At 58.5% G+C, this 25,316-nt stretch carries 21 protein-coding genes; 9 read left to right on the forward strand and 12 right to left on the reverse strand.

Features of this window, described 5'->3' with window-relative positions; all coding sequences use genetic code 11:
* Positions 1-9: 9 nt before the first annotated feature.
* The 3 genes from B4056_RS10925 to B4056_RS10935 all read right to left on the reverse strand — a co-directional run bounded on the left by B4056_RS10925 (position 10) and on the right by B4056_RS10935 (position 3,062).
* The gene (locus tag B4056_RS10925) at positions 10-1,602 is read right to left on the reverse strand and encodes a sensor domain-containing diguanylate cyclase (protein ID WP_094111939.1); all 1,593 of its coding nucleotides are present in this window, start codon (positions 1,600-1,602) and stop codon (positions 10-12) included.
* 221 nt (positions 1,603-1,823) lie between these two features.
* Complete coding sequence (locus B4056_RS10930) at positions 1,824-2,432, reverse strand: DsrE family protein (RefSeq protein ID WP_094111938.1); 609 nt, start codon at positions 2,430-2,432, stop codon at positions 1,824-1,826.
* Between the two features lie 24 nt (positions 2,433-2,456).
* Positions 2,457-3,062 carry a DsrE family protein gene (locus tag B4056_RS10935; protein WP_094111937.1) on the reverse strand — a complete coding sequence of 202 codons (606 nt, stop codon included), beginning with the start codon at positions 3,060-3,062 and terminating at the stop codon, positions 2,457-2,459.
* Between the two features lie 645 nt (positions 3,063-3,707).
* Here B4056_RS10935 and B4056_RS10940 point away from each other — a divergent pair.
* Positions 3,708-5,171, forward strand: coding sequence for a tetratricopeptide repeat protein (locus B4056_RS10940; protein WP_094111936.1), 1,464 nt, complete (start codon positions 3,708-3,710; stop codon positions 5,169-5,171).
* A gap of 2 nt (positions 5,172-5,173) precedes the next feature.
* On the opposite strand, the gene hda is transcribed toward B4056_RS10940, so the two are convergent.
* From hda to upp, 3 genes are all read right to left on the reverse strand, one after another.
* A complete protein-coding gene (hda, locus tag B4056_RS10945) occupies positions 5,174-5,875 on the reverse strand; it encodes a DnaA inactivator Hda (RefSeq protein WP_211049497.1) in 702 nt (233 codons plus the stop codon).
* 93 nt (positions 5,876-5,968) lie between these two features.
* Positions 5,969-7,252, reverse strand: a complete 1,284-nt coding sequence (gene uraA / locus B4056_RS10950; RefSeq protein ID WP_113655857.1) for a uracil permease — start codon at positions 7,250-7,252, stop codon at positions 5,969-5,971.
* A gap of 249 nt (positions 7,253-7,501) precedes the next feature.
* A complete protein-coding gene (gene upp, locus B4056_RS10955; protein ID WP_039379551.1) occupies positions 7,502-8,128 on the reverse strand; it encodes a uracil phosphoribosyltransferase in 627 nt (208 codons plus the stop codon).
* Positions 8,129-8,368: 240 nt separating this feature from the next.
* Here upp and purM point away from each other — a divergent pair, with 240 nt between their 5' ends.
* The gene (gene purM, locus B4056_RS10960; RefSeq protein ID WP_150034139.1) at positions 8,369-9,409 is read left to right on the forward strand and encodes a phosphoribosylformylglycinamidine cyclo-ligase; all 1,041 of its coding nucleotides are present in this window, start codon (positions 8,369-8,371) and stop codon (positions 9,407-9,409) included.
* Positions 9,406-10,041 (forward strand): phosphoribosylglycinamide formyltransferase, encoded by a 636-nt coding sequence (gene purN, locus B4056_RS10965; RefSeq protein ID WP_288654742.1) that lies wholly within the window; start codon positions 9,406-9,408, stop codon positions 10,039-10,041. The genes purM and purN overlap by 4 nt, the downstream gene beginning before the upstream one ends.
* Positions 10,042-10,187: 146 nt before the next feature.
* Here the strand turns inward: purN and pstB are convergent, their stop codons facing one another.
* From pstB to B4056_RS10980, 3 genes are read right to left on the reverse strand one after another with little or no spacing between them, the layout of a single operon-like run.
* Complete coding sequence (pstB, locus tag B4056_RS10970) at positions 10,188-10,955, reverse strand: phosphate ABC transporter ATP-binding protein PstB (RefSeq protein ID WP_094112267.1); 768 nt, start codon at positions 10,953-10,955, stop codon at positions 10,188-10,190.
* A 12-nt stretch (positions 10,956-10,967) separates the two neighbouring features.
* Positions 10,968-12,569: a phosphate ABC transporter permease PstA gene (gene pstA, locus B4056_RS10975; RefSeq protein WP_113655856.1), complete on the reverse strand. Its 1,602-nt coding sequence runs from the start codon at positions 12,567-12,569 to the stop codon at positions 10,968-10,970.
* Positions 12,566-14,659 (reverse strand): ABC transporter permease subunit, encoded by a 2,094-nt coding sequence (locus B4056_RS10980; RefSeq protein WP_288654745.1) that lies wholly within the window; start codon positions 14,657-14,659, stop codon positions 12,566-12,568. Before B4056_RS10980 ends, pstA begins: the two co-directional genes overlap by 4 nt.
* Positions 14,660-14,840: 181 nt before the next feature.
* Between B4056_RS10980 and ppk1 the strand changes: the two genes are divergently transcribed.
* The 6 genes from ppk1 (at position 14,841) to B4056_RS11010 (ending at position 21,140) form a co-directional block, all read left to right on the forward strand.
* Positions 14,841-16,901 (forward strand): polyphosphate kinase 1, encoded by a 2,061-nt coding sequence (gene ppk1, locus B4056_RS10985; protein WP_288654747.1) that lies wholly within the window; start codon positions 14,841-14,843, stop codon positions 16,899-16,901.
* 5 nt (positions 16,902-16,906) lie between these two features.
* A complete protein-coding gene (gene ppx, locus B4056_RS10990) occupies positions 16,907-18,430 on the forward strand; it encodes an exopolyphosphatase (protein ID WP_039379568.1) in 1,524 nt (507 codons plus the stop codon).
* A gap of 27 nt (positions 18,431-18,457) precedes the next feature.
* Entirely contained in the window at positions 18,458-19,057 is a 600-nt protein-coding gene (tehB, locus tag B4056_RS10995; RefSeq protein ID WP_094112265.1) for a tellurite resistance methyltransferase TehB, read from the forward strand.
* A 128-nt stretch (positions 19,058-19,185) separates the two neighbouring features.
* Positions 19,186-19,371: a YfgG family protein gene (locus tag B4056_RS11000; RefSeq protein ID WP_094112264.1), complete on the forward strand. Its 186-nt coding sequence runs from the start codon at positions 19,186-19,188 to the stop codon at positions 19,369-19,371.
* 85 nt (positions 19,372-19,456) lie between these two features.
* Positions 19,457-20,890, forward strand: coding sequence for a magnesium transporter (mgtE, locus tag B4056_RS11005; protein ID WP_039379576.1), 1,434 nt, complete (start codon positions 19,457-19,459; stop codon positions 20,888-20,890).
* Positions 20,891-20,960: 70 nt separating this feature from the next.
* Positions 20,961-21,140: a hypothetical protein gene (locus B4056_RS11010; RefSeq protein WP_039379580.1), complete on the forward strand. Its 180-nt coding sequence runs from the start codon at positions 20,961-20,963 to the stop codon at positions 21,138-21,140.
* Positions 21,141-21,173: 33 nt separating this feature from the next.
* Here the strand turns inward: B4056_RS11010 and B4056_RS11015 are convergent, their stop codons facing one another.
* The 3 genes from B4056_RS11015 to guaB form a co-directional block, all read right to left on the reverse strand.
* Positions 21,174-21,950 carry a DUF3750 domain-containing protein gene (locus tag B4056_RS11015; protein WP_039379583.1) on the reverse strand — a complete coding sequence of 259 codons (777 nt, stop codon included), beginning with the start codon at positions 21,948-21,950 and terminating at the stop codon, positions 21,174-21,176.
* Positions 21,951-22,124: 174 nt separating this feature from the next.
* Positions 22,125-23,705: a glutamine-hydrolyzing GMP synthase gene (gene guaA / locus B4056_RS11020; protein WP_071667902.1), complete on the reverse strand. Its 1,581-nt coding sequence runs from the start codon at positions 23,703-23,705 to the stop codon at positions 22,125-22,127.
* A 72-nt stretch (positions 23,706-23,777) separates the two neighbouring features.
* Positions 23,778-25,244, reverse strand: coding sequence for an IMP dehydrogenase (gene guaB / locus B4056_RS11025; protein ID WP_071667901.1), 1,467 nt, complete (start codon positions 25,242-25,244; stop codon positions 23,778-23,780).
* Positions 25,245-25,316: the final 72 nt, after the last annotated feature.

Below are 25,316 nucleotides of genomic sequence, written 5' to 3' on the forward strand. Positions count from 1 at the left end.
ATCCGCACATCAGCGCATAATACTGCTGACCAGTGCGTTATGGCCGGCAATCATCACACAGTTTCGTCCGGCGTGCTTGGCCTGATAGAGCGCCGCATCCGCCTGCCGGAGACTCTCCTCCTGCGTGCCCTGCTGCGGCTGCCAGCAGGCGATGCCCACCGAGAGCGTGATATGGCCGGGCGGATCGATCCAGCTCTCCGCAATGCTGACGCGCACCCGCTCGGCGATAACCCGTGCCTCTTCGACCGTGGTAGCCGGCAGCAGCATCAGAAACTCTTCGCCGCCGTTACGGCAGACCACATCCGTCTGACGGGCGTTACTGCGTAACGTCTGCGCCACCTGCTTAATGACGTTATCACCCGCGCCGTGGCCAAAATTATCATTTACCCGCTTAAAGTGGTCGATATCCAGCGCCAGCACGGCAAATGGCTGCTGCATCGCCTCAAAATAGTCGAGCACGGCGTGCAATCCCCGCCGGTTGAGCAGCTGCGTCAGAGGATCGCTTTGTACTTCTGAGTTAAGCCGGCCGATTTTATCCTGTACCAGTCCGATACCGGTCAGCAGCGCCCGCTTTACCTGCGCCGCCTCAAAGTACCACGCACGGATGCCGCCGATCTCTGCCGACACCCCCTGCGTATCCATCTGGCTGGCTTTCCGCGACAGCTGCCAGAGCGGCAGCGCGATCAGCCGCGCCAGCACGATCGCTACCAGCAGCGTCAGCAGCGCAAACGGCACCGAGTTTTTCAGCACGTTCAGCAGCAGACCGGAAAGCGGCGCCAGCGTGAGTGCCGCAGGCTTAAGCGCCACGACCATCCAGCCGGTACCGGGCACCACAGCGTAGCCAATCAGCTTATTGCTGCTGTTCTCTGTGATCTGCGCGGTACCGCTGCTGCGCTCCGCCCGCTCGCGTTCGCTGATAATCGCCGGCACGCTTTTACCCACCAGCTGGCTGTTCTGGTGATAAAGCACCTGATTATTGCGGTCCAGAACAAAGACCTGCGTCCCGTCGCGATAATATTGCTCGCCCAGCAGCGCATTCAGGATGCTTTTTTTCTTCAGATAGAGCGTGCCGCCCACGTACCCCAGATAGCGCCCTTCGCTGTTCCAGATCGGCCATGAAACAAACACGATCAGGTTGTTTGCGGCTGAAATCACTGCCCGGCTGACCAGCGGCTGCCGCTGCGACAGCGCTTCCCGTGACGCCTGACTGGTGAGCTGCATGCCTTTCAGCGTCAGGGATTCCGGTGAAATCGCTTTAACGATGCCATTACTGTCCACCACCGCAACGGAGTTAAAACTGCTGGTCTGCTCGCGCAGGCGATTCACTTCCTGCTGCGCAAGTGCTTCATCATCAAACGCCTGACCCAGCAGATTAGCGCTGAAGTGCAGCTGCGACTGTGCCTGCTGAAAGAAAAGTTCCGTGGTGGTCGCCAGCTTGGTCGCATAGGCGCGATTGGCTTCCAGCGTGGTTTCAATCAGCACCATACGCTGCACGCGCCAGGTCGCATAAAGCGTGTTCGCCAGCGTAATGACAATACTGATTATTGCCAGCAGCGCGATCAGCGTCCGCAGGTCAGTTTTGGGCCGGATTCGCATCAGCATAACGCTGCCGCGCGGATAGGTTGCTTCATAGATTTCGTGCCTGACGCTGTGGTGATTGAGGGGGTCACTTGTTGTTATGAGAGACACATAAGTGTACACCGCTCAGGTCGTTTCAGCACGGATCATCCTGCTGCTCTGGCAACAGAACTCTGTTTTACGCTGGATCGGTTTACGGAGGGAGGCAGAGAAGTGACAGCGGCCTGCACCGCTGTCAGCGCATGTTACAGCATCAAAAAGGCGTATCCTTCATTCTGCAGCGTAGCAACCGTCGTGCCGCTGGAGAGCGTATGGGTCACGCGGGTATCGATCCAGTCACGCTGCAGCTGGTGAAACGCCACGGACTGGTCGCAGATAGTGACTTTAACGCCCGCTTTTTTCAGCTCATCGATCAGTTTCAGGTTCGGGTTATCAAAACCGTACGCCTTATGAAACTGCTCGTTGTTCAGCGCAGCCGGTACGGCATCGCTGTTGATAGAGACCACAAAGTTTAGCTGATTAAGCGGCACGCCCGCAGCATAATAGAGGTTGGTCACGCGTGCCACGCGCTCCAGGCCCAGGTTAGCCTGGTGAATATCGCCTTCGCTGCGGTTGATCTGAAACACAATTTTATTGCTCAGCCCCGGCGTCGTTGCCGGGTTGTAGTCAGGCGTATTCACGAAGTGAATTTTGCCATAGCCGGCGATTGCCGGCGTGCTCCAGAAGTCAGCAGGCTCCGCTTTTTTATCGGCGAATTTACCGCTGACCTTATCCACCAGCTCAGGAAGCTGTAACACATTGCCGCCGACAAATCCTGCCAGCGCGGCGATAACAATATAAGACGCTACACGCATTCTGTTTCTCCTTAACCGAAACGATTACATCTGCAAAAGGGCATAGCCCTGATTTTCCAGCGTGGAGACCGTAGTCGGGCTGGAGAGCGCATGGATCACGGAACGATCGATCCAGGCGTTGGGATAGTGGTGAAAGGCAACAGACTGATCGCATACGGACACTTTTACGCCCAGCTTATTCAGCGCATTGATCAGCGGCAGATTAGGGTTATCGACGCCATAAAACTGTCTGAAGTGGCTGTCATCCAGCGTGGCAGGCGTCGCATCACCGGTCATAGAGACAACAAATTCCAGCTGATCAACAGGAACGCCGGAGGCAACGTAGAGGTTAACCACGCGCGCAACCCGCTCCAGCCCGAGGTTAGGACGTTTGATGTCACCCTCATTTTTGGTGAGCTGGAAAACCACCTTATTGCTCAGGCCGGCCGCCGGCTTAAATGCGGCATCCGCTTCATAATGAATTTTGCCATAGCCTTCAATGGCGGGCGTGCTCCAGAATCCTTCGGGATCGGCAGGCTCAGCGGTAAAATGTTTCGCTACACGCTGATAGAGGTCGTCTCCTTTAATTATTCCTGCTCCGACCACGCCTCCCAGAACAGCAATCAGGGCATAGCTTACTGCTGAACGCATACATACTCTCCGGCATACACGGCACGTGTATTAACAGTTCATAGGGGAAAAAAAAGTGCCTTATCTATACCACAGCGCATGCGGAACGGCGTGACTGACCGGCGCGGTGTCATCACGCTTTAGTTGCGCGCAACATAATTAGCAGTGCTGATTAAACAGGGAATTCGATGGTCATCGCGGCAGCGCTGCAGAATAGGCTGGCCGGGAAATCGGTTTACTTATGCTTACTGCACGGGTTGACGAACGGATCAATCCTGACCATTAATTTCTGTTAAGGTCCGTTTTTATCCCGCGCTGATGATAAAAAAAGCTGATGGAACAGAGTGATAGTTAAGGCCAGGCCAGCCCTGTTTTTCAGAGAATACCTGGAAAAATCCATGCCAGATTCAATATTTTTGAGCAACTTTACGTAACTTTGAATTTATCGCAGCATAACCTTATGCCTGTCGCTGCATTACTGTTCAGTTTTTTGCGGCAAATCAGCGACTCATCGCTCTCCGCGCTCTGTTTTGCGCTTCTGCGACCGCTCTCTTTGCAACCCGGCGGCCTGCGGTTAAGATAGCGACAGAGCAGAAAACCCGATTCACATCGAACATTTACCCTCTCTTCTGTCCGGCGACAGATGAGCATCATCAGGATCGAGGCATGTTAAACCGACTGCGTATCTCCGTACTGGCTACCCTCATTCCTGCGCTGCTGCTGACGCCCGCCTTCAGCGCACGCGCCGACCTCAGTGATAATCTGCCCGACATCGGCACGACGGCGGGTTCCACGCTATCGATTAATCAGGAACTGCAGATGGGCGATTTTTACGTGCGCCAGCTGCGGGCCAGCGCGCCACTGATTCAGGATCCGCTGCTGAACCAGTACATTAATGAGCTGGGGCAGCGTCTGGTCGCGCACGCCGGTTCAGTGCGCACGCCGTTTCACTTTTTCCTGATCCAGAATGACGAGCTTAACGCCTTTGCCTTTTTTGGCGGCAACGTGGTGCTGCACGCCTCACTGTTCCGCTATACCGATAATGAGAGCCAGCTCGCCTCGGTGATGGCGCATGAGATTTCACACGTGACGCAGCGCCATCTGGCGCGCGCCATGGAGGAGCAGAAACGCAGCGCGCCGCTGACCTGGGTTGGCGCGCTGGGTTCTATTCTGCTGGCGATGGCAAATCCGCAGGCGGGAATGGCGGCGCTGACCGGTACGCTGGCGGGCACCCAGCAGGGCATTATCAGCTTTACGCAGGGCAATGAGCAGGAGGCGGATCGCATCGGCATTCAGGTGCTGCAGCGTGCCGGTTTTGATCCGCAGGCGATGCCCGCTTTCCTGGAAAAGCTTGCCGACCAGACGCGCTTCTCCTCCCGCCCGCCGGAAATTTTGCTGACGCACCCGCTGCCTGACAGCCGTCTCTCTGACGCGCGCAACCGCGCAAACCAGATGCGTCCGGTGGTGGTACAGTCGTCGCAGGATTTCTATATGGCGAAGGTGCGTGTGCTTGGCATGTATCCTACCGGCCGCAATCAGCTCACCGACGATCTGCTGAATGAGTATGCGAAAGGCAATCTGCGTGAACAGCAGGCCGCGCAGTATGGCAAAGCGGTGCAGTTTCTGCAGGCCAAAGATTTTGCGAATGCTAAACGTACGCTGGCGCCGCTGCTGGCGAAACAGCCGGACAACGTCTGGTTCCTTGATCTGATGACCGATATCGATCTGGGGCTCAACCAGCCGCAGCAGGCGATCGCCATGCTGAGCAGCGCCCGCGGCGGCGGCACTAATCCGGTGCTGCAGCTCAACCTGGCTAACGCTTATGTGGAAGCGAAACAGCCCGCCAGCGCCAGCCGCATTCTTAACCGCTATACCTTTGCCCATCCGGACGATCTTAACGCCTGGGATCTGCTGGCGCAGGCGTCGGCGGCACAGGGATTACGCGATGAAGAGCTGTCAGCGCGGGCGGAGAGCCTGGCGCTCAGCGGCCAGCTCGATCAGGCCATTACCGCACTGGGGAGCGCCAGCGCACAGGTGCCGCTTGGCAGCCTGAAGCAGGCGCGTTATGACGCGCGTATCGATCAGCTGCGTGAGCTGCAGCGGCGTTTCCGGCAGTATCAGAAAGGATAACGTCAGAGTCCGAGCGTCTCTTTAACAAACGGGATCGTCAGTTTGCGCTGGGCACTGATAGAGGCGCGATCGAGACGATCCAGCGTTTCAAACAGCGTGCGCATTTCACGATCGAGACGCTTCAGCAGAAAACGCCCGACATCTTCCGGCAGTTCAAAACCGCGCAGCCCGGCACGCAGCTGCAGCGCCTGTAATTTATCCTCATCTGAGAGCGGCTGCAGACGATAGATTTGTCCCCAGTCGAGACGGGAGGCCAGATCGGGCAGGCCAAGACTGAGCTGGCGCGGCGGTCGATCGCCGGTGATAAGCAGGCGGGTTTTACCGGTTTCCAGAATGCGGTTATAGAGGTCAAATATCGCCATCTCCCACTCCGCTTCCCCGGCGATACACTCAATATTGTCGATGCAGACCAGCGCCAGATTCTCCATGCCTTCCAGCACCTCCGGCACAAACCAGGTCCGCTTATCCAGCGGCACATAGCCTACCGCTTCATCGCGGGCAGACATTTCAGCGCACGCCGCGTGCAGCAGGTGACTGCGCCCACCGCCTTCGCGCGACCAGAAGTAGAGATAGCTGCCGTGTTGCTGCGCCAGTGCGCCGCGCAGTGCGGCAAGCAGCGACGGATTGTCCCCTGGCCAGAAGCTGGCAAAGGTTTCATCATCAGGTAAGTAGAGTGGCAGTGAGAGCTGTGCCGGCGTGTTCAGAAGTACCTCAGCAAGTGAGCGGGCAGAAAACGGCGCAAGTTTATCACGATCCTCTGCAGAGATGAACCAGGCGTCCCTGCCCGGCGACCGCGCTTAGCGATCCTGCTGCTCCTGCGCCTCCAGCACCACCTCTTCCGGACGTAAGATATTGATAACCCGGAAAATCAGCGCCAGCGCAACGCCGACCAGCGTGGCCAGCGCCATGCCTTTCAGCTCTGCCGCACCGATATGGACTTTGGCACCGCTCACGCCGATGATCAGGATCACCGAGGTCAGGATCAGGTTCTGCGCTTTGTTGTAGTCCACTTTTGATTCAATCAGCACGCGAATACCGGAGGCGCCGATCACGCCATACAGCAGCAGCGATACGCCGCCCATCACCGGCACCGGGATCGCCTGAATCGCTGCCGCCAGCTTGCCCACGCAGGAGAGCAGAATGGCAAAAATCGCTGCCCCGCCAATAACCCAGGTGCTGTAAACGCGGGTGATCGCCATGACGCCGATGTTTTCGCCATAGGTGGTATTGGGCGTTGATCCAAAAAAGCCGGAGAACATGGTTGAGAGGCCGTTGGCGAACATAGAGCGGTGCAGCCCCGGATCGCGGATCAGATCTTTTTTCACAATGTTTGCCGTCACGACCAGATGCCCGACGTGTTCGGCAATCACCACCAGCGCGGCAGGCAGAATGGTCAGCATGGCCGCCCACTCAAAGCGCGGCGTGTAGAAGGTTGGCAGCGCAAACCAGGGCGCGTTTTCCACGCTGCGCCAGTCAACAATGCCCAGCATCGATGAGAGCGCATAGCCCACCAGCACACCAATCAGAATCGGGATGATGGCAAGAAAACCACGAAACAGCACGGAGCCGAACACCGTAACCGCCAGCGTCACCATGGAGATCAGTACGGTGGTGCTGTCCGGTGCCGCGCCTTCCGCCGGTAGCAGGCCCGCCATATTGGCCGCCACGCCTGCCAGCTCCAGCCCGATCACGGCGACAATAGCGCCCATCGCGGCAGGTGGAAACATCACGTCCAGCCAGCCGGTGCCCGCTTTTTTCACAATCAGCGCCACTATGCAAAATAGCAGACCACACAGAATAAAGCCGCCCAGCGCCACTTCGTAACCCAGCGGCAGCAGCAGCAGTACCGGTGAAATAAAGGCAAAACTGGAGCCGAGATAAGCGGGTATTTTACCTTTGCAGATAAACAGATAGAGCAGCGTACCTGCGCCGTTAAATAGCAGCACGGTCGCCGGGTTAATATGAAACAGGATCGGCACCAGCACCGTGGCACCAAACATCGCAAACAGATGCTGCAGGCTGAGTGGAATGGTTTGCAGCAGCGGCGGGCGTTCGCTCACCCCAATGGCACGTCTCGTCATCGTATCCCCTTCCCTTCCTGTATGACAGGCGGTTAATTACTGTTTTTTTGTTAAAAAAAAGCCGACTCTCTGGTCGGCTGCTCAAATACTATTTTTTAAAAAATGCTAATGCATATTCTGCCTGCAGGTGCAGGCCGGGCGTTGCTGGCGGCAATAGGTTCGCAGCCAGCGCGGAGCGTACCGGCGCAGGCAATGGTTTCGGGCACTGCCCGGGGGCAGAGCGACCAGCAACATAGCCCGGAGTAAACATTATTTCGTTCCGAAGATCTTATCGCCGGCATCGCCGAGACCTGGAATGATATAGCCTTTCTCATTCAGCCCCTGATCGACTGACGCGGTGTACAGCTCAACGTCCGGATGCGCTTTCTCCAGCGCGGCAATGCCTTCCGGGGCCGCCACCAGTACCAGCACCTTGATGCTGCTGCAGCCCGCTTTTTTCAGCAGGTCGATGGTGGCAATCATTGAGCCACCGGTCGCCAGCATCGGATCGACGACCAGCGCCATGCGCTCTTCGATGTTAGAGACCAGCTTCTGGAAATAGGGCACCGGCTCCAGCGTCTCTTCATCGCGGTAGACACCCACCACGCTGATACGCGCGCTCGGCACGTGCTCCAGTACCCCTTCCATCATGCCAAGACCGGCACGCAGAATAGGAACGACGGTAATTTTTTTACCTTTGATTTGATCAACATCAACCGGGCCGTTCCAGCCTTCAATCGTTACGCGTTCGGTTTCAAGATCGGCGGTGGCTTCATAGGTCAGCAGGCTGCCCACTTCCGAGGCCAGCTCGCGAAAGCGTTTGGTGCTGATATCATGCTCACGCATCAGGCCCAGTTTGTGTTTAACCAGCGGGTGTCTGACTTCCACGATTTTCATGATTATTCTCCCGGAATTGAGTTGAGCTAAAAAAAAATCGCCGGATTATACCGCCTTTTTGCTTTTGCGCCACAGCGGATTGCGCAGGGGGATGGCTGCCTGTCCTGAGAATAGCGGAATCGCGAAAATCTGACATAACGAATATCGGGCGTGAGATCAGACTCGCAAACGTTTGCCTGCGCTGTTAGAATTGCCGCGCTTAATTTTTGCCACCAATCGCAATCGCGTGGGGATTCCGCAGTGACCGACAAAACCTCTCTCAGCTACAAAGACGCCGGTGTTGATATTGATGCTGGTAACGATCTGGTTGACCGTATTAAAGGCGTAGTAAAGAAAACCCGCCGCCCGGAAGTGATGGGTGGACTGGGCGGCTTTGGCGCGCTGTGTGCGCTGCCGCAGAAATATCGCGAGCCGGTGCTGGTTTCGGGAACGGATGGCGTCGGTACTAAACTGCGCCTGGCGATGGATCTTAAGCGTCACGACAGTATCGGCATCGATCTGGTTGCGATGTGTGTGAACGATCTGGTGGTACAGGGCGCCGAGCCGCTGTTCTTCCTCGACTACTACGCTACCGGCAAACTGGACGTTGATACCGCCTCTGCGGTGATCACCGGTATTGCCGAAGGCTGCCTGCAGTCAGGCTGTGCGCTGGTAGGCGGAGAGACGGCGGAAATGCCGGGCATGTATCACGGCGAAGATTATGATGTCGCTGGCTTCTGTGTCGGCGTGGTGGAGAAATCGGAGATCATCGACGGCAGTAAAGTTCAGGATGGTGACATCCTGATTGCCCTGGGGGCAAGCGGCCCGCACTCCAACGGCTATTCGCTGGTACGCAAGATTCTGGAAGTCAGCGCCACCGATCCGGAACGCGAGCAGCTGGAAGGTAAATCGCTGGCCGATCACCTGCTGGCCCCGACCCGCATCTATGTAAAAAATATCCTGAGCCTGATTGAGCAGGTTGATGTGCACGCCATTGCCCACCTTACCGGCGGCGGCTTCTGGGAAAACATTCCGCGCGTGCTGCCTGACAATACGCAGGCGGTACTGGATGAGCAGAGCTGGCAGTGGCCGGCGGTGTTCAGCTGGCTGCAGCAGGCGGGGAACGTCAGCCGCCATGAGATGTATCGCACCTTTAACTGCGGCGTCGGCATGGTGATTGCCCTCAGCCCGGATGAAGCAGACAAAGCGGTACAGCTGATGCAGGATGCCGGTGAGCAGGCGTGGAAAATCGGCGTTATTAAGGCGTCTGATTCCGCAGAGCGTGTGGTTATCAATTCATGAAAAAACTGGTTGTACTGATCTCCGGCAACGGCAGCAATCTTCAGTCCATCCTTGACGCCTGCGCCAGCGGGCGGATCAACGGCAGCGTTGCTGCCGTTTTCAGTAATAAAGAGAGCGCTTACGGCCTGACGCGCGCGCAGCAGGCGAGCGTGCCGGGCCTGGCGTTGTCGCCCGGCGACTTCCCCGATCGCGAAGCTTTTGATCGCCAGCTGATGCAGGAGATCGACGCCTTTGAGCCCGATCTGGTGGTGCTGGCAGGGTATATGCGCATCCTCAGCAGCGCCTTTGTTGCGCACTATCACGATCGCCTGCTGAATATCCACCCTTCTCTGCTGCCAAAGTATCCGGGCCTGCATACCCATCGCCAGGCGCTGGAGAACGGCGATAAAGAGCACGGCACGTCGGTGCATTTTGTCACCGATGAGCTGGATGGTGGTCCGGTCGTTCTGCAGGCGCGGGTACCCATTTTTCCCGGTGATGATGAAGCCGAGATAACGGCGCGCGTGCAGCATCAGGAGCATGCCATCTATCCGCTGGCCATTAGCTGGTTTATGGATGGCCGGCTGGTGATGCGCGAAGGCAAAGCATGGCTGGATGGTCAGCTTCTGCCCGCACAAGGGTACGCCCCGTAGGTATGTCAGGGGCGCATAAATGCGCCCCCTACATTTATCCCCCGCCCCCCGTAGGCGGCGCATTCATGCGCCCATCCCCTAGCCCCCGTAGGGGGCGCATTTATGCGCCCCTGGGTTAGAACGCAATAACGCCCCGGTAACCGGCGTTAACCAAACCGGCCGGTGATGTACTCTTCGGTGCGGCGCACGCCGGGTGCGGTGAAAATCCGATCGGTTTCGCCGAACTCAATCAGCTGTCCCTGATGCATAAACGCGGTGTAATCAGACACGCGGGCCGCCTGCTGCATATTATGCGTCACCAGTACCAGCGTGAAATGCGCCTTCAGCGTGGTCATCAGCTCCTCAATCACCAGCGTAGAGATAGGGTCGAGCGCGGAGGTGGGCTCATCCAGCAGCAGCACTTCTGGCTCAATGGCAATTGCCCGGGCGATCACCAGCCGCTGCTGCTGGCCGCTGGAGAGCGTCAGCGCGTTCTGCGCCAGATGATCTTTCACCTCCCCCCAGAGCGCCGCCGCGCGCAGTGCGCGTTCGCACGCTTCATTTAAAACCCGGCGGTCGCGCACTCCCTGCAGACGCAGGCCATACACCACGTTCTCATAGATCGATTTGGGAAACGGATTCGGACGCTGAAACACCATGCCGATGCGCCGCCGCAGTGCAGGCAGATCCTGCCCTGCCTGCATTACCGGCAGCTGGTCCAGCAGAATTTCTCCTTCGGTTCGGCAGCCGCTAATCATATCGTTCATACGGTTAAAACAGCGCAGCAGCGTGGACTTTCCGCAGCCGGATGGTCCAATCAGCGCCGTAATGCGGTTTTTCGGGATCTGCAGATCGATAGCGTTCAGCGCCTGGCGCTCGCCGTACCAGAGCGATAGCTTGTTTACGCTTAGCGCAATGTTCTCAGTGGACGTCATATTTCAACCTTGTTAGTGCGTCATCAGCCGGTAGCGTTCGCGCAGCCGGTGGCGCAGCACCATCGCCAGCAGATTCAGCGACAGAATAATCATGACCAGCAGCAGCGCAGTGGCATAAACCAGCGGCCTGTCGGCGTCGATGTTCGGGCTCTGAAAGGCCAGATCGTAAATCTGAAAGCCGAGGTGCATAAATTTGCGGTCGAGATGCAGATAAGGAAACACGGCGTCTACCGGCAGCTCCGGCACCATTTTAACCACGCCGACCAGCATCAGCGGCGCCGTCTCTCCCGCCGCGCGCGCCACTGCCAGAATCAGTCCGGTGAGCATCGCCGGCACCGCCAGCGGCAGTACCACCCGCCACAGGGTTTCTGCCTGCGTTGCCCCCAGCGCCAGCGATCCCTGACGCAGCGTATCGGGTATCCGTGACAACCCCTCTTCTGTCGCCACAATCACCACCGGCAGCGTCAGCAGTGCCAGCGTCAGCGACGCCCACAGCAGGCCTGGCGTACCAAAGGTCGGGTTCGGCAGCGCACGGGAAAAGAAGAGCTGATCGAGCGTGCCGCCAATCAGCCAGACAAAAAAACCGAGACCAAATACGCCATAAACGATAGAGGGGACGCCGGCGAGATTCACCACGGCGATACGCACCAGCCGCGTCAGGGCGTGACGTCCGGCATACTCATGCAGCCAGACGGCAGCCACCACGCCGAGCGGCATAACGATGACCGACATCAGCACCACCATCAGCACCGTGCCAAAGATAGCCGGAAACGCGCCGCTCTCGCTGCCGCCTGCCGCCGGTGAGTCGCTGACAAACTGCCACACCTGCCGCAAAAAGTGCTGCGCTTTTTGCGACACGCTCATGTTATTGGGGTACCAGGCCGCGACGATCTGCGCCAGCGGGATAGTATGTTCTGCGCCCTGCGCGTCGCGCAGGATCAGCGTATCGCGCTGGCTCGCCTGCTGCAGATGCGTCAGCTGCTCAGCCAGCGCGCTGAAGCGACGATGCAGCGCCGCGCTGTTGGCGTCGAACTCTGACTGCTGCTGCAGGCCAAAACGCTGTTCGCGCTGCTGCTCATCCGCCTGCTGCTGCAGATTTTCCAGCTGCGCATTGAGCCGCGCCATATCAATACGGCGGATATCCTCTGCCTGACGCAGCTGCTCCTGTACCTGCTGCAGACGCTGCTGCAGCAGCGCATCACGGTTGTGTGCGGTGAGCGTCTCATTGTCTTCCCGCAGCGCCACCAGCCAGCCGTAAGCGTTACCGCCGTTGCGCCGTTGCAGCACCAGCACGTCACGCGGCTGTTCCGCGCGCGCGGGCCCGGTGCTGTAAATGACGCGGAAATCGGGGGCGGCAAAATCGCGGTTGCCGGTTTTTACCAGGTAGCGCCATCCGGTACTCTGCCGCTCTGCCTGCAGCGTCTCGCCCAGCAGCGTAACCGGCGACGCGCCGGGAGCCTGAAACTGATAGCGATCCACCGGCTGCGGCCAGAAGGCGCGCACGCCCTGCCAGCCAAGCAGGCCGATCAGCAGCGTAAACGCCAGTAAACAGACGGCCACCGCACCCGCCGTCAGCCAGCGCCAGCGATCGTTCTGACGATGTGCGTTTTTCATCCCTGTCCCTCATGCTGGCCATAACGCCGGCGCAGCCGCTGGCGGATCACTTCTGCGACCGTGTTGATAACCAGCGTAAACAGCAGCAGCAGCAGCGCGCTGAGAAACAGGATGCGGTAGTGCGCGCTGCCCGCTGCCGCCTCCGGCATCTCTATCGCAATATTCGCTGATAGCGCGCGCAGCCCGGCAAACAGCCCGCCTTCGCTCACCGGCGTGTTGCCGGTGGCCATCAGCACAATCATCGTCTCGCCCACCGCCCGGCCAAAACCGATCATCAGTGCGGCAAAAATCCCGGCAGAAGCGCCGGGCAGTACGACCCGCGTCAGGGTCTGCCACGGCGTGGCACCCAGCGCCAGCGATCCCTGTCCGAGCGCCCCCGGCACGCTGAACAGCGCATCTTCCGCCAGGGTAAATATCAGCGGCACCAGCGCAAATCCCATTGCTACGGCGGCAACCAGCAGATTGCGCTGTTCGTAGTGAATAAGCTGTTCACCGGCGTCCGGCCAGAGCCGGGCCGTCAGCCATAGCGTCAGCAGCGTGACCAGCAGCAGCAGCGGCAGAAGTAACAGCACCTCGACGCCCGGACGCCGCCAGCGCGCCGGCAGACGCGGGCTCAGCACGCCGCACAGCAGCAGCGTAGCGGCCAGTATCACCGGCAGCAGCAGCACGCCCGCCAGCACATGGCTGATATGCGGCGCCATCCAGACACCGGCAATCAGGCCGATCACCACGCTCGGCAGCGCGCCCATCATCTCAATGCCGGGTTTAACCCAGCGCCGCAGTCCCGGCGACATAAACCAGGCGGTATAGATAGCGGCAGCCAGCGCCAGCGGCGTGGCAAACAGCAGCGCCAGCGCGGCGGCCTTGAGGGTACCGATAACCAGCGGAACCAGGCTGAACTTCGCCTGATAGCTGTCACCGGCCGCGGTGGATTGCCACACCCAGTCGGCGTGCGGATAATTTTCATACCAGATTTTCTGCCACAGGCTACGCCAGGTAACATCAGGCCACGGGTTATCAATCCGGAACTGCTGCCAGCGCCCGGCGTGTTCGACGATCACGCCGTCACCGCGCGGCGAAAAGGCGACCGCCTGAATGCCCGGCGCCAGCTGACGCGTGAGGATCGGGCCTGACTGTTTGCTGGCAAACAGGCTGAGTACGCCCTGCGCATCCCAGCTGGCAAATACCCGGCGCTGTGACTCGGTTGCCACACCCTGCGCCCCCTGCGAGCCGTGCCAGGTTTTAATTTTTTGCAGGCGTGGACCGTGCTCGCCGGTAATGGCAAACCACTGGCTGACACCGCGATCGTCTCTGATCAGCAGCGTCCGGCCACCCGCCAGCATATGCAGGCTCGCAACCGGCTGCGTCAGCGCCTGCGTTTCGCGCAGCTGTGCGCCCTCAGCGCTAATCTGCCACACCTGCAGCTGGCGCTCACGGCTGGTAAAGAGCTGCGTGCCGTCAGGCGACAGCAGCAGCTGGTCGGCATGCTGCTGCGGCAGCATAACCTGACTGACAGGCTGCTGACTGGCCAGCGTCAGCACGCTGATCCCCGACGGCGTCTGTGCAGCAATACGCCACTGCCCGTCGTCGATGTGCGCCAGCGTCATCTGGCTGACGGCACCCTGCGGCAGGCGCAGCGGCCGATCGCCCAGCGGAAAATACCACTCGCCGCGATCGTGCTCTATTCGCGGCTGCATCAATAGCAGTGCGCCCTGCACGTTGAGTAACACGGCATCAGCCGCGCTGCTGGTCACGGCGGCCTGCGGCGCATCCGAAAGTGCCAGCGCCGGTCCGGCGGGGTCGCCGTTAAGCGGAATAAAGCGCGCTTCATGACGACTGATGCGCCAGCCCAGCGTGTCGCTGCTGCCCAGCGCCAGCGCCGGCGTTTTATCCCACAGCTGCTGGCTGAGCGCAGGCTGAAGCTGTGGCGCGCTGAACAGGGGCAGGACCACCCAGATAAGCCAGAAGAACAGCAGCAGCATCAGCAGCAATATTCCTGCGCCGCACGCCGTTACCATGCGCCGCACAAAGCGATCGATGGCGCGCCGGCGACGGTCATTAGATTCAACAGGAATATGGTTTATGCTCATGCCGGTCAGGGATTCAGATTAGAGAGTCGCTATGTTGCCCGTAGCGGATTGATAAGACAACTGTTGCGGTTGGACAAGCCTGCCATACTCTAGCAATAATGGTGAAGGAGACTGAGCGGAGCCGCACCACTGCGCGCCTTGCGCCGGACATATCGTCCCGCCACAGCATCACGGAGTCAGAATGGGTCAGGAAAAGCTGTATATAGAAAAAGAAATAAGCTGGTTATCCTTTAATGAACGTGTGCTGCAGGAAGCGGCGGATAAAAGTAACCCGCTGATTGAGCGCATGCGGTTTTTAGGGATCTATTCCAACAACCTTGAAGAGTTCTACAAGGTGCGCTTTGCCGATCTGAAGCGGCGCATTCTGATCAGCGAAGAGCAGGGTAAGCCCACTCCCCTGCGGCATCTGCTGAAGAAGATCCAGCAGCGGGTACTGAAGTCCGATCAGGAGTTTGACGCGCTCTACAATGAGCTGCTGCTGGAGATGGCACGTAACCAGATCTTCCTGATCAACGAACGCCAGCTCTCACCCAATCAGCAGGAGTGGCTGCGCCACTATTTCAAACATCAGCTGCGTCAGCACGTTACGCCGATTCTGATCAACCATGACACCGATCTGATTGAGTTTCTCAAGGATGACTACACCTATCTGGCGGTGGAGATCATTCGCGGCGAGGATATCCGCTATGCGCTGCTGGAGATCCCGTCAGACAAAGTGCCGCGCTTTATCAACCTGCCGGCCGAGTCGCCACGCCGCCGCAAGCCGATGATCCTGCTGGATAACATTCTGCGCTACTGCCTGGATGAGATTTTTAAAGGCTTCTTTGACTACGATGCGCTGAACGCCTACTCCATGAAAATGACGCGCGATGCTGAATATGATCTGGTTACAGAGATGGAGTCGAGCCTGCTGGAGCTGATGTCCTCCAGCCTGAAGCAGCGCCTTACTGCCGAACCGGTGCGCTTTGTCTATCAGCGCGATATGCCCGATGCCATGGTGGAGATGCTGCGCCACAAGCTCTCTATCTCTAACTATGACTCCATTGTGCCGGGTGGCCGCTACCATAACTTCAAAGATTTTATCGGCTTTCCCAACGTCGGCAAAAGTAACCTGGTCAACCGGCCGCTGCCGCAGATCCGCCATATCGGCTTTGATGGCTTCCGCAATGGCTTTGACGCCATCCGCGATCGCGATGTACTGCTCTACTACCCCTATCACACCTTTGAGCATGTGCTGGAGCTGCTGCGTCAGGCGTCGTTCGATCCCAGCGTACTGGCGATCAAAATCAATATCTATCGCGTAGCCAAACACTCCCGCATTATGGATGCGATGATCCACGCGGCGCACAACGGCAAAAAAGTGACGGTGGTGGTTGAGCTGCAGGCGCGCTTTGATGAAGAGGCGAATATCCACTGGGCCAAGCGGCTGACTGAAGCGGGCGTGCACGTTATTTTCTCTGCGCCTGGTCTGAAAATTCACGCCAAACTGTTTCTGATTTCCCGTCGCGAAGGTGAAGAGGTGGTGCGGTATGCGCATATCGGCACCGGCAACTTTAATGAGAAGACCGCGCGCCTGTATACCGACTACTCTCTGCTGACCGCTGACGCGCGCATCACGAACGAAGTCCGCCGCGTATTTAACTTCATCGAGAACCCCTATCGCCCGGTTACCTTTGAACATCTGATGGTGTCGCCGCAGAATTCGCGGGCCGTACTCTATCAGCTGATTGACACGGAGATCGCCAATGCGCAGCAGAGCAAGCCGTGCGAAATCACGCTTAAAATCAATAATCTGGTAGATAACGGCCTGGTCGACAGGCTCTATGCAGCCTCGTCAGCCGGGGTAAAAATCAACCTGCTGGTGCGCGGTATGTGCTCGCTGATCCCGGACCTGCCTGGCATCAGCGAAAATATTCGCATCACCAGCATTGTTGATCGTTATCTTGAGCACGACCGGGTGTATATTTTTGAAAATGGCGGTGAGAAAAAGGTGTTTCTCTCTTCGGCTGACTGGATGACGCGCAACATCGATTACCGCATTGAGGTCGCCGTGGCGGTGCTCGATCCGCGTCTTAAACAGCGGATTCTGGATATTATCGCCATTCTGTTAAGTGATACGGTTAAAGCGCGTATCGTAGACAAAGAGCTGAGTAACCGTTATGTTCCGCGCGGCAATCGCAGGAAAGTGCGCTCGCAGCTGGCGATTTACGATTACATCAAGAGACTGGAACAACCCGAATAACGCCTATGCCAATTACTCCGAAGAGTACGCCGAAGCCGCAGGAATTTGCGGCCATCGATCTCGGCTCAAACAGTTTTCATATGGTGATCGCCCGCGTGGTGGATGGCGCCATGCAGGTTCTGGGACGCCTCAAGCAGCGGGTGCATCTGGCTGACGGGCTTGACGCGCAAAACCGGCTGAGCGAAGAGGCGATAGTGCGCGGCCTGAGCTGCCTGGCCCTGTTCGCTGAGCGACTGCAGGGCTTTAGCGCCGCCAACGTGACCATTGTCGGCACGCACACGCTGCGCATTGCGACCAATGCCGAAGAGTTTTTGCAGCGCGCCGCGGAAGTGATCCCCTATCCGATTGAGGTGATCTCCGGTAACGAAGAGGCGCGCCTGATCTTCATGGGCGTTGAGCACACTCAGCCAGAAAAAGGGCGCAAGCTGGTTATCGATATCGGCGGCGGGTCAACCGAGCTGGTAATCGGCGAGGATTTTGAGCCGCAGCTGGTTGAGAGCCGCCGCATGGGCTGCGTCAGCTTCGCTAATCTCTATTTCCCGAAAGGCGAAATCAGCCAGGATAATTTCCGTCGCGCCCGCCTCGCCGCTACGCACAAGCTGGAGACGCTGGCGTGGCAGTATCGCCTGCACGGCTGGCAATATGCACTGGGCGCCTCCGGCAGTATTAAAGCCGCCTGTGAAGTGCTGCTGGCAATGGGCGAGAAAGAGAAGCGCGTAACGCCTGACAGTCTCGATATGCTGGTTGGTGAAGTGCTGAAGCATAAATCCTTTGATGCGCTGAGCCTGCCGGGCTTATCTGAAGAGCGCAAAGCGGTGTTTGTGCCTGGCCTTGCGATCCTGTGCGGCGTCTTTGACGCACTGGCGATCCGTGAACTGCGTCTCTCTGACGGCGCGCTGCGCGAAGGGGTGCTCTATGAGATGGAGGGCCGTTTCCGCCATCAGGATATCCGCAGCCGCACCGCACAGAGTCTGGCGAACCACTATGTGATCGACAGCGATCAGGCGCGCCGCGTGCTGGAGACGACAGAGCAGCTCTATCTGCAGTGGCAGGAGCAGAATCCAAAACAGGCGAACCCGCAGCTGACCGCTCTGCTGAAATGGGCGGCCCTGCTGCATGAGGTCGGGCTGACCATTAATCACAGCGGTATGCAGCGGCACTCCGCCTATATTCTGCAGCACTCCAATATGCCTGGCTTTAATCAGGATCAACAGATGCTGCTGGCCACGCTGGTACGCTTCCATCGTAAAGCGGTGAAGCAGGATGAGATCCCGCGCTTTACCCTGTTTAAGAAAAAGCAGGTGCTGCCGATGATTTTTCTGCTGCGCCTCGGCACGCTGCTGAATAACCAGCGTCAGGCGACCACGCGCCCCGATGCACTGAAGCTCTCAACGGACGATGGTCACTGGACGCTCACTTTCCCGGCCGGTTTTCTCAGCCAGAATACGCTGGTGCAGCTCGATCTGGAGCGCGAGCAGGCGTACTGGAGCGATGTGACCGGCTGGAAACTGCTGCTGGAAGAGGAGTAACGCGGGCCGTCCGCCCGCTGTCTGACAATGACGATACGCCCTGATAACTGGTTTACAGAAAAGTATGATTTATCGCCGCCGCACTCTGAAGTGCGCGCGGCGCTGCCGAAGCTGACGCCGGGCAACGCGCTGGATCTCGGCTGCGGTAAAGGCCGCAACAGCCTTTATCTCAGCCAGCACGGCTTTAACGTCACCGCCTGGGACGCTAATCCGGCAAGCCTTGACTATCTGAATACGATTATTGCTACTGAACAGCTGCCGAATATTCAGACAGCGCTGTGCGATCTCAACCAGCTGCGCTTCAACGGCAGCTATCAGTTTGTGCTCTCAACGGTGGTGATGATGTTTCTGCAGCCGGAGACGATCCCGCAGCTGATTGCCGATATGCAGGCCAGTACGCAGAAGAATGGCTACAACCTGATTGTGGCGGCGATGAGCACCGCTGACTACCCCAATACGCAGGCGTTTCCGTTTACCTTTAAATCGGGCGAGCTGAGCCACTACTACCGCAACTGGCACATCGTAAAATATAACGAGGATGTCGGCGAACTGCACCGTCGTGACGCTGACGGCAACCGTATCAAATGTCAGTTTGCTACTTTGCTGGCGCAGAAGGCGAGCTACTGAAGCCGGGCACGGTTCGCGGCGCCTGATGCATCGCTTCCGTGCTTATTTTTCATACAGCGATTGACCCCGCCCGGCAACTGTGACTAAATATTGCTATCGCCCTGAAGGGTATCAACAGGAACACCCGCGTGAACAGCGCCCTATCACCACGAAGACGTCCCAAAACCGGCACCATGACCCGCATCGTTTTGCTGATCAGCTTTTTTATTCTGGCTGGTCGCCTGATCTTTATCATTCCCGGTGCCATTGAGCATCATCAGCAGAAAAAGCCCCTGCCGGAACCGGCAACGCTGAGCAGCAGCGAGACACGCTGACGCGGCGACTGGCGCCTTTGTTCTGCCCGTTCTGGCGGTAACACGCTACACTTTGTGCTGACTTTACAGACACAAAGGACGCGTTATGTCTGCCTCGCACGCACAACAACTAACCGAATCCCGCCAGCGCATTCTTTCACTGCTGCTGAGCAAACAGGACTTAGTGGATGTCCTGCTGGATAAATCCGTCGATCTCAACGCCGCAGAGCTGCGCGAAGTGGCCGCCTGGCGCCAGCAGCTGGAGCAGGAGCTGGCGCCGCTGCACGCCGCCGACCTCGCTGATATCCTGGAAGCGCTGCCGGAAGAGGAGCGCCGGGCGCTCTGGCAGCTGGTCCCCTCCGAACAGCGTGGCCGCGTGCTGGTTGAAGCCTCAGAGACCGTCTGGGAGAGCCTGACCGAAGGCATGAGCGACCGCGAGATCCTGCGCGCGATTGAACCGCTGGATATCGACGATCAGGTTTATCTGGCGCGCTATCTGTCGCGCGATCTCACCGGCCGCCTGCTGACCACGCTGGAGCCGCAGCTGCGCGCGCGCCTGCTTGATGTGATTGAGCTGGATCGCGACCGCGTAGGCCGCATCATGGATTTCAATATTCTCACCGTGCGCGCCGACGTCACCCTTGCCACGGTGCAGCGCTTTCTGCGCAAGCGCAGCAGTATGCCCAACGGCACCGATAAAATCTTTATCACCAATGCGCAAAACCAGCTGCTCGGCGAGCTGCCGCTGACCGATATTCTGCTCAACAAGCCCAAAACGCTGGTCGCCGATGTGATGAATCCCCGTCCCACTACGTTTCAGCTCAATGACAACGCCGAGGATGCCGCCAGCGCCTTTGAGCGCTACAACCTGATCTCTGCTGCCGTTACCGACGCCAAAGGCAAACTGATTGGCCGTATTACCGTTGAGGATGTGATCGATCTGGTTAACCAGGAGAATGAGAGCAACATCCGTAAAATGGGCGGGATCAGCCAGGAGGAGGATGTGTTTGCGCCGGTGCGTAAAGCGGTGAGCAAGCGCTGGACGTGGCTGGCCATTAACCTCTGCACCGCATTTATCGCCTCGCGCGTCATCGGCCTGTTTGAAGCCACAATTTCACAGCTGGTGGCGCTCGCGACCCTGATGCCGATTGTGGCGGGCATTGGCGGCAATACCGGCAACCAGACCATTACCATGATTGTGCGCGCGCTGGCGCTGCATCAGGTGGAGCCTGGTAACTTCTCCTTCCTGATTGGTCGCGAGCTGGGCGTGGCGCTGATCAACGGCCTGTTCTGGGGCGGCATTATGGGCGGCATCACCTGGCTGATGTATGACAATATTCAGCTTGGCGGCGTGATGATGCTGGCGATGGTGCTGAACCTGCTGCTGGCGGCGCTGATGGGCGTGCTTATTCCGCTGATCATGACCAAAATGAAGCGCGATCCGGCGGTGGGGTCCAGCGTGCTGATCACCGCGCTCACCGACACCGGCGGCTTCTTTATCTTTCTCGGTCTGGCCACGCTGTTTTTACTGCCGCACTGAGTCACGGCAGCTGCGCCTTTAGAGTGGCGCAGCTACACTCATTCATACCCTTATCTGATGGAGACACAGCATGTTTAACGCAGGCGATTTTGTGCAGTCGAAAACCGGTGGTCCTAAAATGCAGGTGCTGCGTGCAGAGGGCGATATGCTCTGGTGCGCCCGTATCGACGACCCGCTGAAAAAAGAGATAGAGATTAAAGCAGACAGCGTCAATCTCTATCATGAAGAGGGCGACTTCGGCGTCTGCTGAGTGCCCGGCGCGCCGCAATCCGCGGCGCCCCCGTCAGGGATTATCCTTCTGCACGTTATCCCGGCCGATACCGCCAATAAACGGCAGCCGCAGCCGCAGCGGCGTGAAATCGACGCCCAGATTAAGCCCCAGCAGGTTCATCTCTACCCCCTCTTCCGCACCGACCGTCACGCCCAGTACGCCCAGCAGCGACAGCTGCAGACCGCGCCCCGAGGGCGGCAGCCCTATCGGGTGCAGCAGCGAGCGGTAATCCTTGCCAACCGCGTTTGCCGGCAGGTCGAGCTTCAGCGCCGGCACTTCGCGACCAATGTGCGCCAGAAAGGTATTGCTGTTTGGCCCCGGCCAGGCGCGATAGGTGGCGGGCCACGGGTAAGAGCGGATTGCCGCCTCAATCTGCGGGATCATCGCCTGCGCTGCGGCCCCGCGGTGATCCACCAGCAGACGCGGACGGGCGCCATACCAGTAGCCATCCGGCAGGTTACGGTTACGCCGCACCTTGTCACCGCTGCCCCAGCTGATCACCTCATAGCGATTATATTGCGTCTCGCCGGCGCGCTTAAAGATGATCCACGGATGCACCGCCACCGCGCCTTTCCAGCCGTAAGTGGGAGCCGCATAGACCTGCACCACCGCCTCGCTGGCGTAGCGCTGCGGATCGGGCGCCAGTCCGGCGGAGTCGCGCCGCGCGGTGGCCCAGCCGCCCTGCCCGGTCTGCAGGTCGCCGCTGCGCGTCGCCTGCGCCAGGCTCGCCGCCAGCGACAGGATCACGGCACAAAGAAAAGTCAGCAGGATAAGTTTCACAGGCAGCATTCAGGGTATCCGGGGCAGAAAAAGAAGTGCGTTATTATGCAGCAAAACGGCGCCTGTTTATTCACCAACTATGCGCTGGCACGCAACGCGACGGCAGACCCATCATCGTGCGCTGCGGCTGCGGTTCAGCCATAAAAAAAGCCCGCATGCGGCGGGCTTTATGTCAGAACGGGGTTATTCCCACTCAATCGTCGCCGGTGGCTTACCGGAGATGTCATACACCACGCGGGAGATGCCGCTGACTTCATTGATGATGCGGTTGGAGACGCGGCCAAGGAAATCGTATGGCAGATGCGCCCAGTGTGCGGTCATGAAGTCGATGGTTTCCACCGCGCGCAGTGAGACCACCCAGTCATACTTACGGCCGTCGCCCATTACGCCGACGGAGCGCACCGGCAGAAACACGGTAAACGCCTGGCTCACTTTATTGTAGAGATCCGCTTTGCGCAGCTCCTCAATAAAGATGGCGTCGGCGCGGCGCAGCAGATCGCAGTACTCTTTCTTCACTTCGCCCAGCACGCGCACGCCAAGACCCGGTCCCGGGAACGGGTGACGGTAGAGCATGTCATATGGCAGGCCCAGCTCAAGACCGATCTTGCGCACTTCATCTTTGAACAGCTCTTTCAGCGGCTCAACAAGGCCCATCTTCATCTCTTTCGGCAGGCCGCCCACGTTATGGTGCGATTTGATCACGTGCGCTTTACCGGTGGCAGAAGCAGCGGACTCAATCACATCCGGATAGATGGTGCCCTGCGCCAGCCACTTCACTTCGGTCAGCTTCAGCGCTTCTTCGTCGAACACCTCAACAAACACGCGGCCGATGATTTTACGCTTGGCTTCCGGATCGTTTTCACCCGCCAGCGCATCGAGAAAGCGCGCTTCCGCCGGTACGTGGACAATGTTCAGACCGAAATGGTCGCCAAACATATCCATCACCTGCTCCGCTTCATTCAGGCGCAGCAGACCGTTATCAACAAATACGCAGGTCAGGCGATCGCCGATAGCGCGGTGCAGCAGCATGGCGGTTACCGAGGAGTCAACGCCGCCGGAGAGGCCGAGGATCACGCGGTCGCTGCCCACCTGCTGGCGGATACGCTCAACGGCGTCTTCAATGATTTTCGCCGGCGTCCAGAGCGCTTCACAGCCGCAGATATCGCGGATAAAGCGCTCCAGCATGCGCAGTCCCTGACGGGTGTGCGTCACTTCCGGATGGAACTGCACGCCGTAGAATTTCTTCTCTTCATTCGCCATGATGGCAAACGGACAGGTTTCAGTGCTGGCGACGGTGACGAAGTCAGCCGGAATTGCGGTGACTTTATCGCCGTGGCTCATCCAGACATCCAGCAGCGGCTTGCCGGCGGCGCTGATCGCATCTTCGATATCACGCACCAGCGCGCTCTGCGTGGTGACTTCCACCTGCGCATAGCCAAACTCGCGCTCATTTGAGCCTTCAACCTTGCCGCCCAGCTGCATCGCCATAGTCTGCATGCCGTAGCAGACGCCCAGTACCGGCACGCCAGCGTTAAAGACGTACTCAGGCGCGCGCGGGCTGTCCAGCTCGGTGGTGCTCTCAGGGCCACCTGACAGGATAATTCCGTTCGGGTTGAACGCACGGATTTGCTCTTCGGTGACATCCCACGCCCAGAGTTCGCAGTAGACGCCCAGCTCACGCACGCGGCGCGCAACCAGCTGCGTATACTGCGAACCAAAATCGAGGATCAGGATACGATGTTTATGAATATTTTCAGTCGTCATTGAGGCATTTCCAGTGGGATGGACTTAACAATAAAAGCGCCCGGCCAGAGCCGGGCGGGAAATCTTCAGGGATCAGGAACCCATGCGGTAGTTCGGTGACTCTTTAGTGATGGTCACATCGTGCACGTGACTCTCATTGATGCCGGCGCCGCTGATGCGGACAAACTCCGCTTTGGTGCGCAGATCATCAATGGTCGGGCAGCCGGTCAGGCCCATGCAGGAGCGCAGGCCACCCATCTGCTGATGGACGATCTCTTTCAGGCGACCTTTATAGGCAACGCGGCCTTCGATACCTTCCGGCACCAGCTTATCTGCGGCGTTATCGGTCTGGAAGTAACGGTCAGAAGAGCCTTTGGACATTGCGCCGAGTGAGCCCATACCGCGGTACGATTTAAATGCGCGGCCCTGATAGAGTTCGATCTCACCCGGAGACTCTTCGGTGCCGGCCAGCATAGAGCCCACCATCACAGCGGCTGCGCCTGCGGCGATCGCTTTAGCGATATCGCCGGAGAAGCGGATCCCGCCATCTGCCACGACCGGAATACCGGTGCCTTCCAGCGCCGCAACGGCGTCAGAAACAGCGGTGATCTGCGGAACGCCTACGCCGGTGACGATACGGGTGGTACAGATAGAGCCGGGGCCAATCCCCACTTTCACCGCGCTGACGCCCGCTTCAGCCAGCGCCAGGGCACCGGCGCCGGTGGCAACGTTGCCGCCAATGATTTCAAGGTCAGGATATTTGGCGCGGGTTTCACGAATGCGCTGCAGTACGCCTTCGGAGTGGCCGTGCGAAGAGTCAATCAGCAGCACATCAACGCCAGCGGCAACCAGCGCATCCACGCGCTCTTCGTTACCGGCGCCGGCACCCACCGCCGCGCCCACGCGCAGACGACCCTGCGCATCTTTACAGGCGTTGGGTTTACGTTCAGCTTTCTGGAAATCTTTTACGGTAATCATGCCCAGCAGGTGGAAGCTCTCATCCACCACCAGCGCTTTTTCAACGCGCTTTTCATGCATCCTCTGCAGCACCACTTCGCGCGCCTCACCCTCTTTTACCGTCACCAGACGCTCTTTCGGCGTCATAACCGCGGTAACCGGCAGCGTCAGATCGGTTACAAAGCGCACATCGCGACCGGTGATGATCCCCACCAGCTCGTTACCGGCGTTGACGACCGGATAGCCGGCAAAGCCGTTGCGATCGGTAAGCTCTTTCACTTCCGCCAGCGTCGTGGTTGGCAGCACGGTCTGCGGCTCTGTTACCACGCCACTCTCATGCTTTTTCACCTTACGCACTTCATCAGCCTGACGCTCAATCGACATATTTTTATGAATAAAGCCGAGGCCGCCTTCCTGTGCCAGCGCAATCGCCAGACCCGCTTCGGTCACGGTATCCATCGCAGCAGAGAGCATAGGAATGTTCAGACGGATGTTTTTGGTCAGTTGGGTGCTGAGGTCAGCGGTGTTAGGCAATACAGTGGAGTGAGCGGGAACGAGCAGGACGTCGTCAAATGTGAGGGCTTCTTTCGCGATTCTTAGCATTGCAATATCTCCACCTGGGGGCGTTGAAAACAGATAAAATATTGCCGCGGCATTATACAGGACGAAACCGAT

The sequence above is a fragment of the Pantoea sp. UBA7232 genome, assembly GCF_002473195.1.
Lineage (GTDB): Bacteria > Pseudomonadota > Gammaproteobacteria > Enterobacterales > Enterobacteriaceae > Pantoea > Pantoea eucrina.

Coding starts and splice junctions, on each gene's coding strand:
- ppk1 (WP_288654747.1), top strand. CDS start 14,841: ATGGGTCAGGAAAAGCTGTATATAGAAAAAGAAATAAGCTGGTTATCC.
- tehB (WP_094112265.1), top strand. CDS start 18,458: ATGACGATACGCCCTGATAACTGGTTTACAGAAAAGTATGATTTATCG.
- pstA (WP_113655856.1), bottom strand. CDS start 12,569: ATGAAAAACGCACATCGTCAGAACGATCGCTGGCGCTGGCTGACGGCG.
- purN (WP_288654742.1), top strand. CDS start 9,406: ATGAAAAAACTGGTTGTACTGATCTCCGGCAACGGCAGCAATCTTCAG.
- guaB (WP_071667901.1), bottom strand. CDS start 25,244: ATGCTAAGAATCGCGAAAGAAGCCCTCACATTTGACGACGTCCTGCTC.
- ppx (WP_039379568.1), top strand. CDS start 16,907: ATGCCAATTACTCCGAAGAGTACGCCGAAGCCGCAGGAATTTGCGGCC.
- B4056_RS10940 (WP_094111936.1), top strand. CDS start 3,708: ATGTTAAACCGACTGCGTATCTCCGTACTGGCTACCCTCATTCCTGCG.
- B4056_RS11010 (WP_039379580.1), top strand. CDS start 20,961: ATGTTTAACGCAGGCGATTTTGTGCAGTCGAAAACCGGTGGTCCTAAA.
- B4056_RS10925 (WP_094111939.1), bottom strand. CDS start 1,602: ATGCTGATGCGAATCCGGCCCAAAACTGACCTGCGGACGCTGATCGCG.
- pstB (WP_094112267.1), bottom strand. CDS start 10,955: ATGACGTCCACTGAGAACATTGCGCTAAGCGTAAACAAGCTATCGCTC.
- B4056_RS10935 (WP_094111937.1), bottom strand. CDS start 3,062: ATGCGTTCAGCAGTAAGCTATGCCCTGATTGCTGTTCTGGGAGGCGTG.
- uraA (WP_113655857.1), bottom strand. CDS start 7,252: ATGACGAGACGTGCCATTGGGGTGAGCGAACGCCCGCCGCTGCTGCAA.
- B4056_RS11015 (WP_039379583.1), bottom strand. CDS start 21,950: ATGCTGCCTGTGAAACTTATCCTGCTGACTTTTCTTTGTGCCGTGATC.
- mgtE (WP_039379576.1), top strand. CDS start 19,457: ATGTCTGCCTCGCACGCACAACAACTAACCGAATCCCGCCAGCGCATT.
- B4056_RS10930 (WP_094111938.1), bottom strand. CDS start 2,432: ATGCGTGTAGCGTCTTATATTGTTATCGCCGCGCTGGCAGGATTTGTC.
- guaA (WP_071667902.1), bottom strand. CDS start 23,705: ATGACGACTGAAAATATTCATAAACATCGTATCCTGATCCTCGATTTT.
- upp (WP_039379551.1), bottom strand. CDS start 8,128: ATGAAAATCGTGGAAGTCAGACACCCGCTGGTTAAACACAAACTGGGC.
- B4056_RS10980 (WP_288654745.1), bottom strand. CDS start 14,659: ATGAGCATAAACCATATTCCTGTTGAATCTAATGACCGTCGCCGGCGC.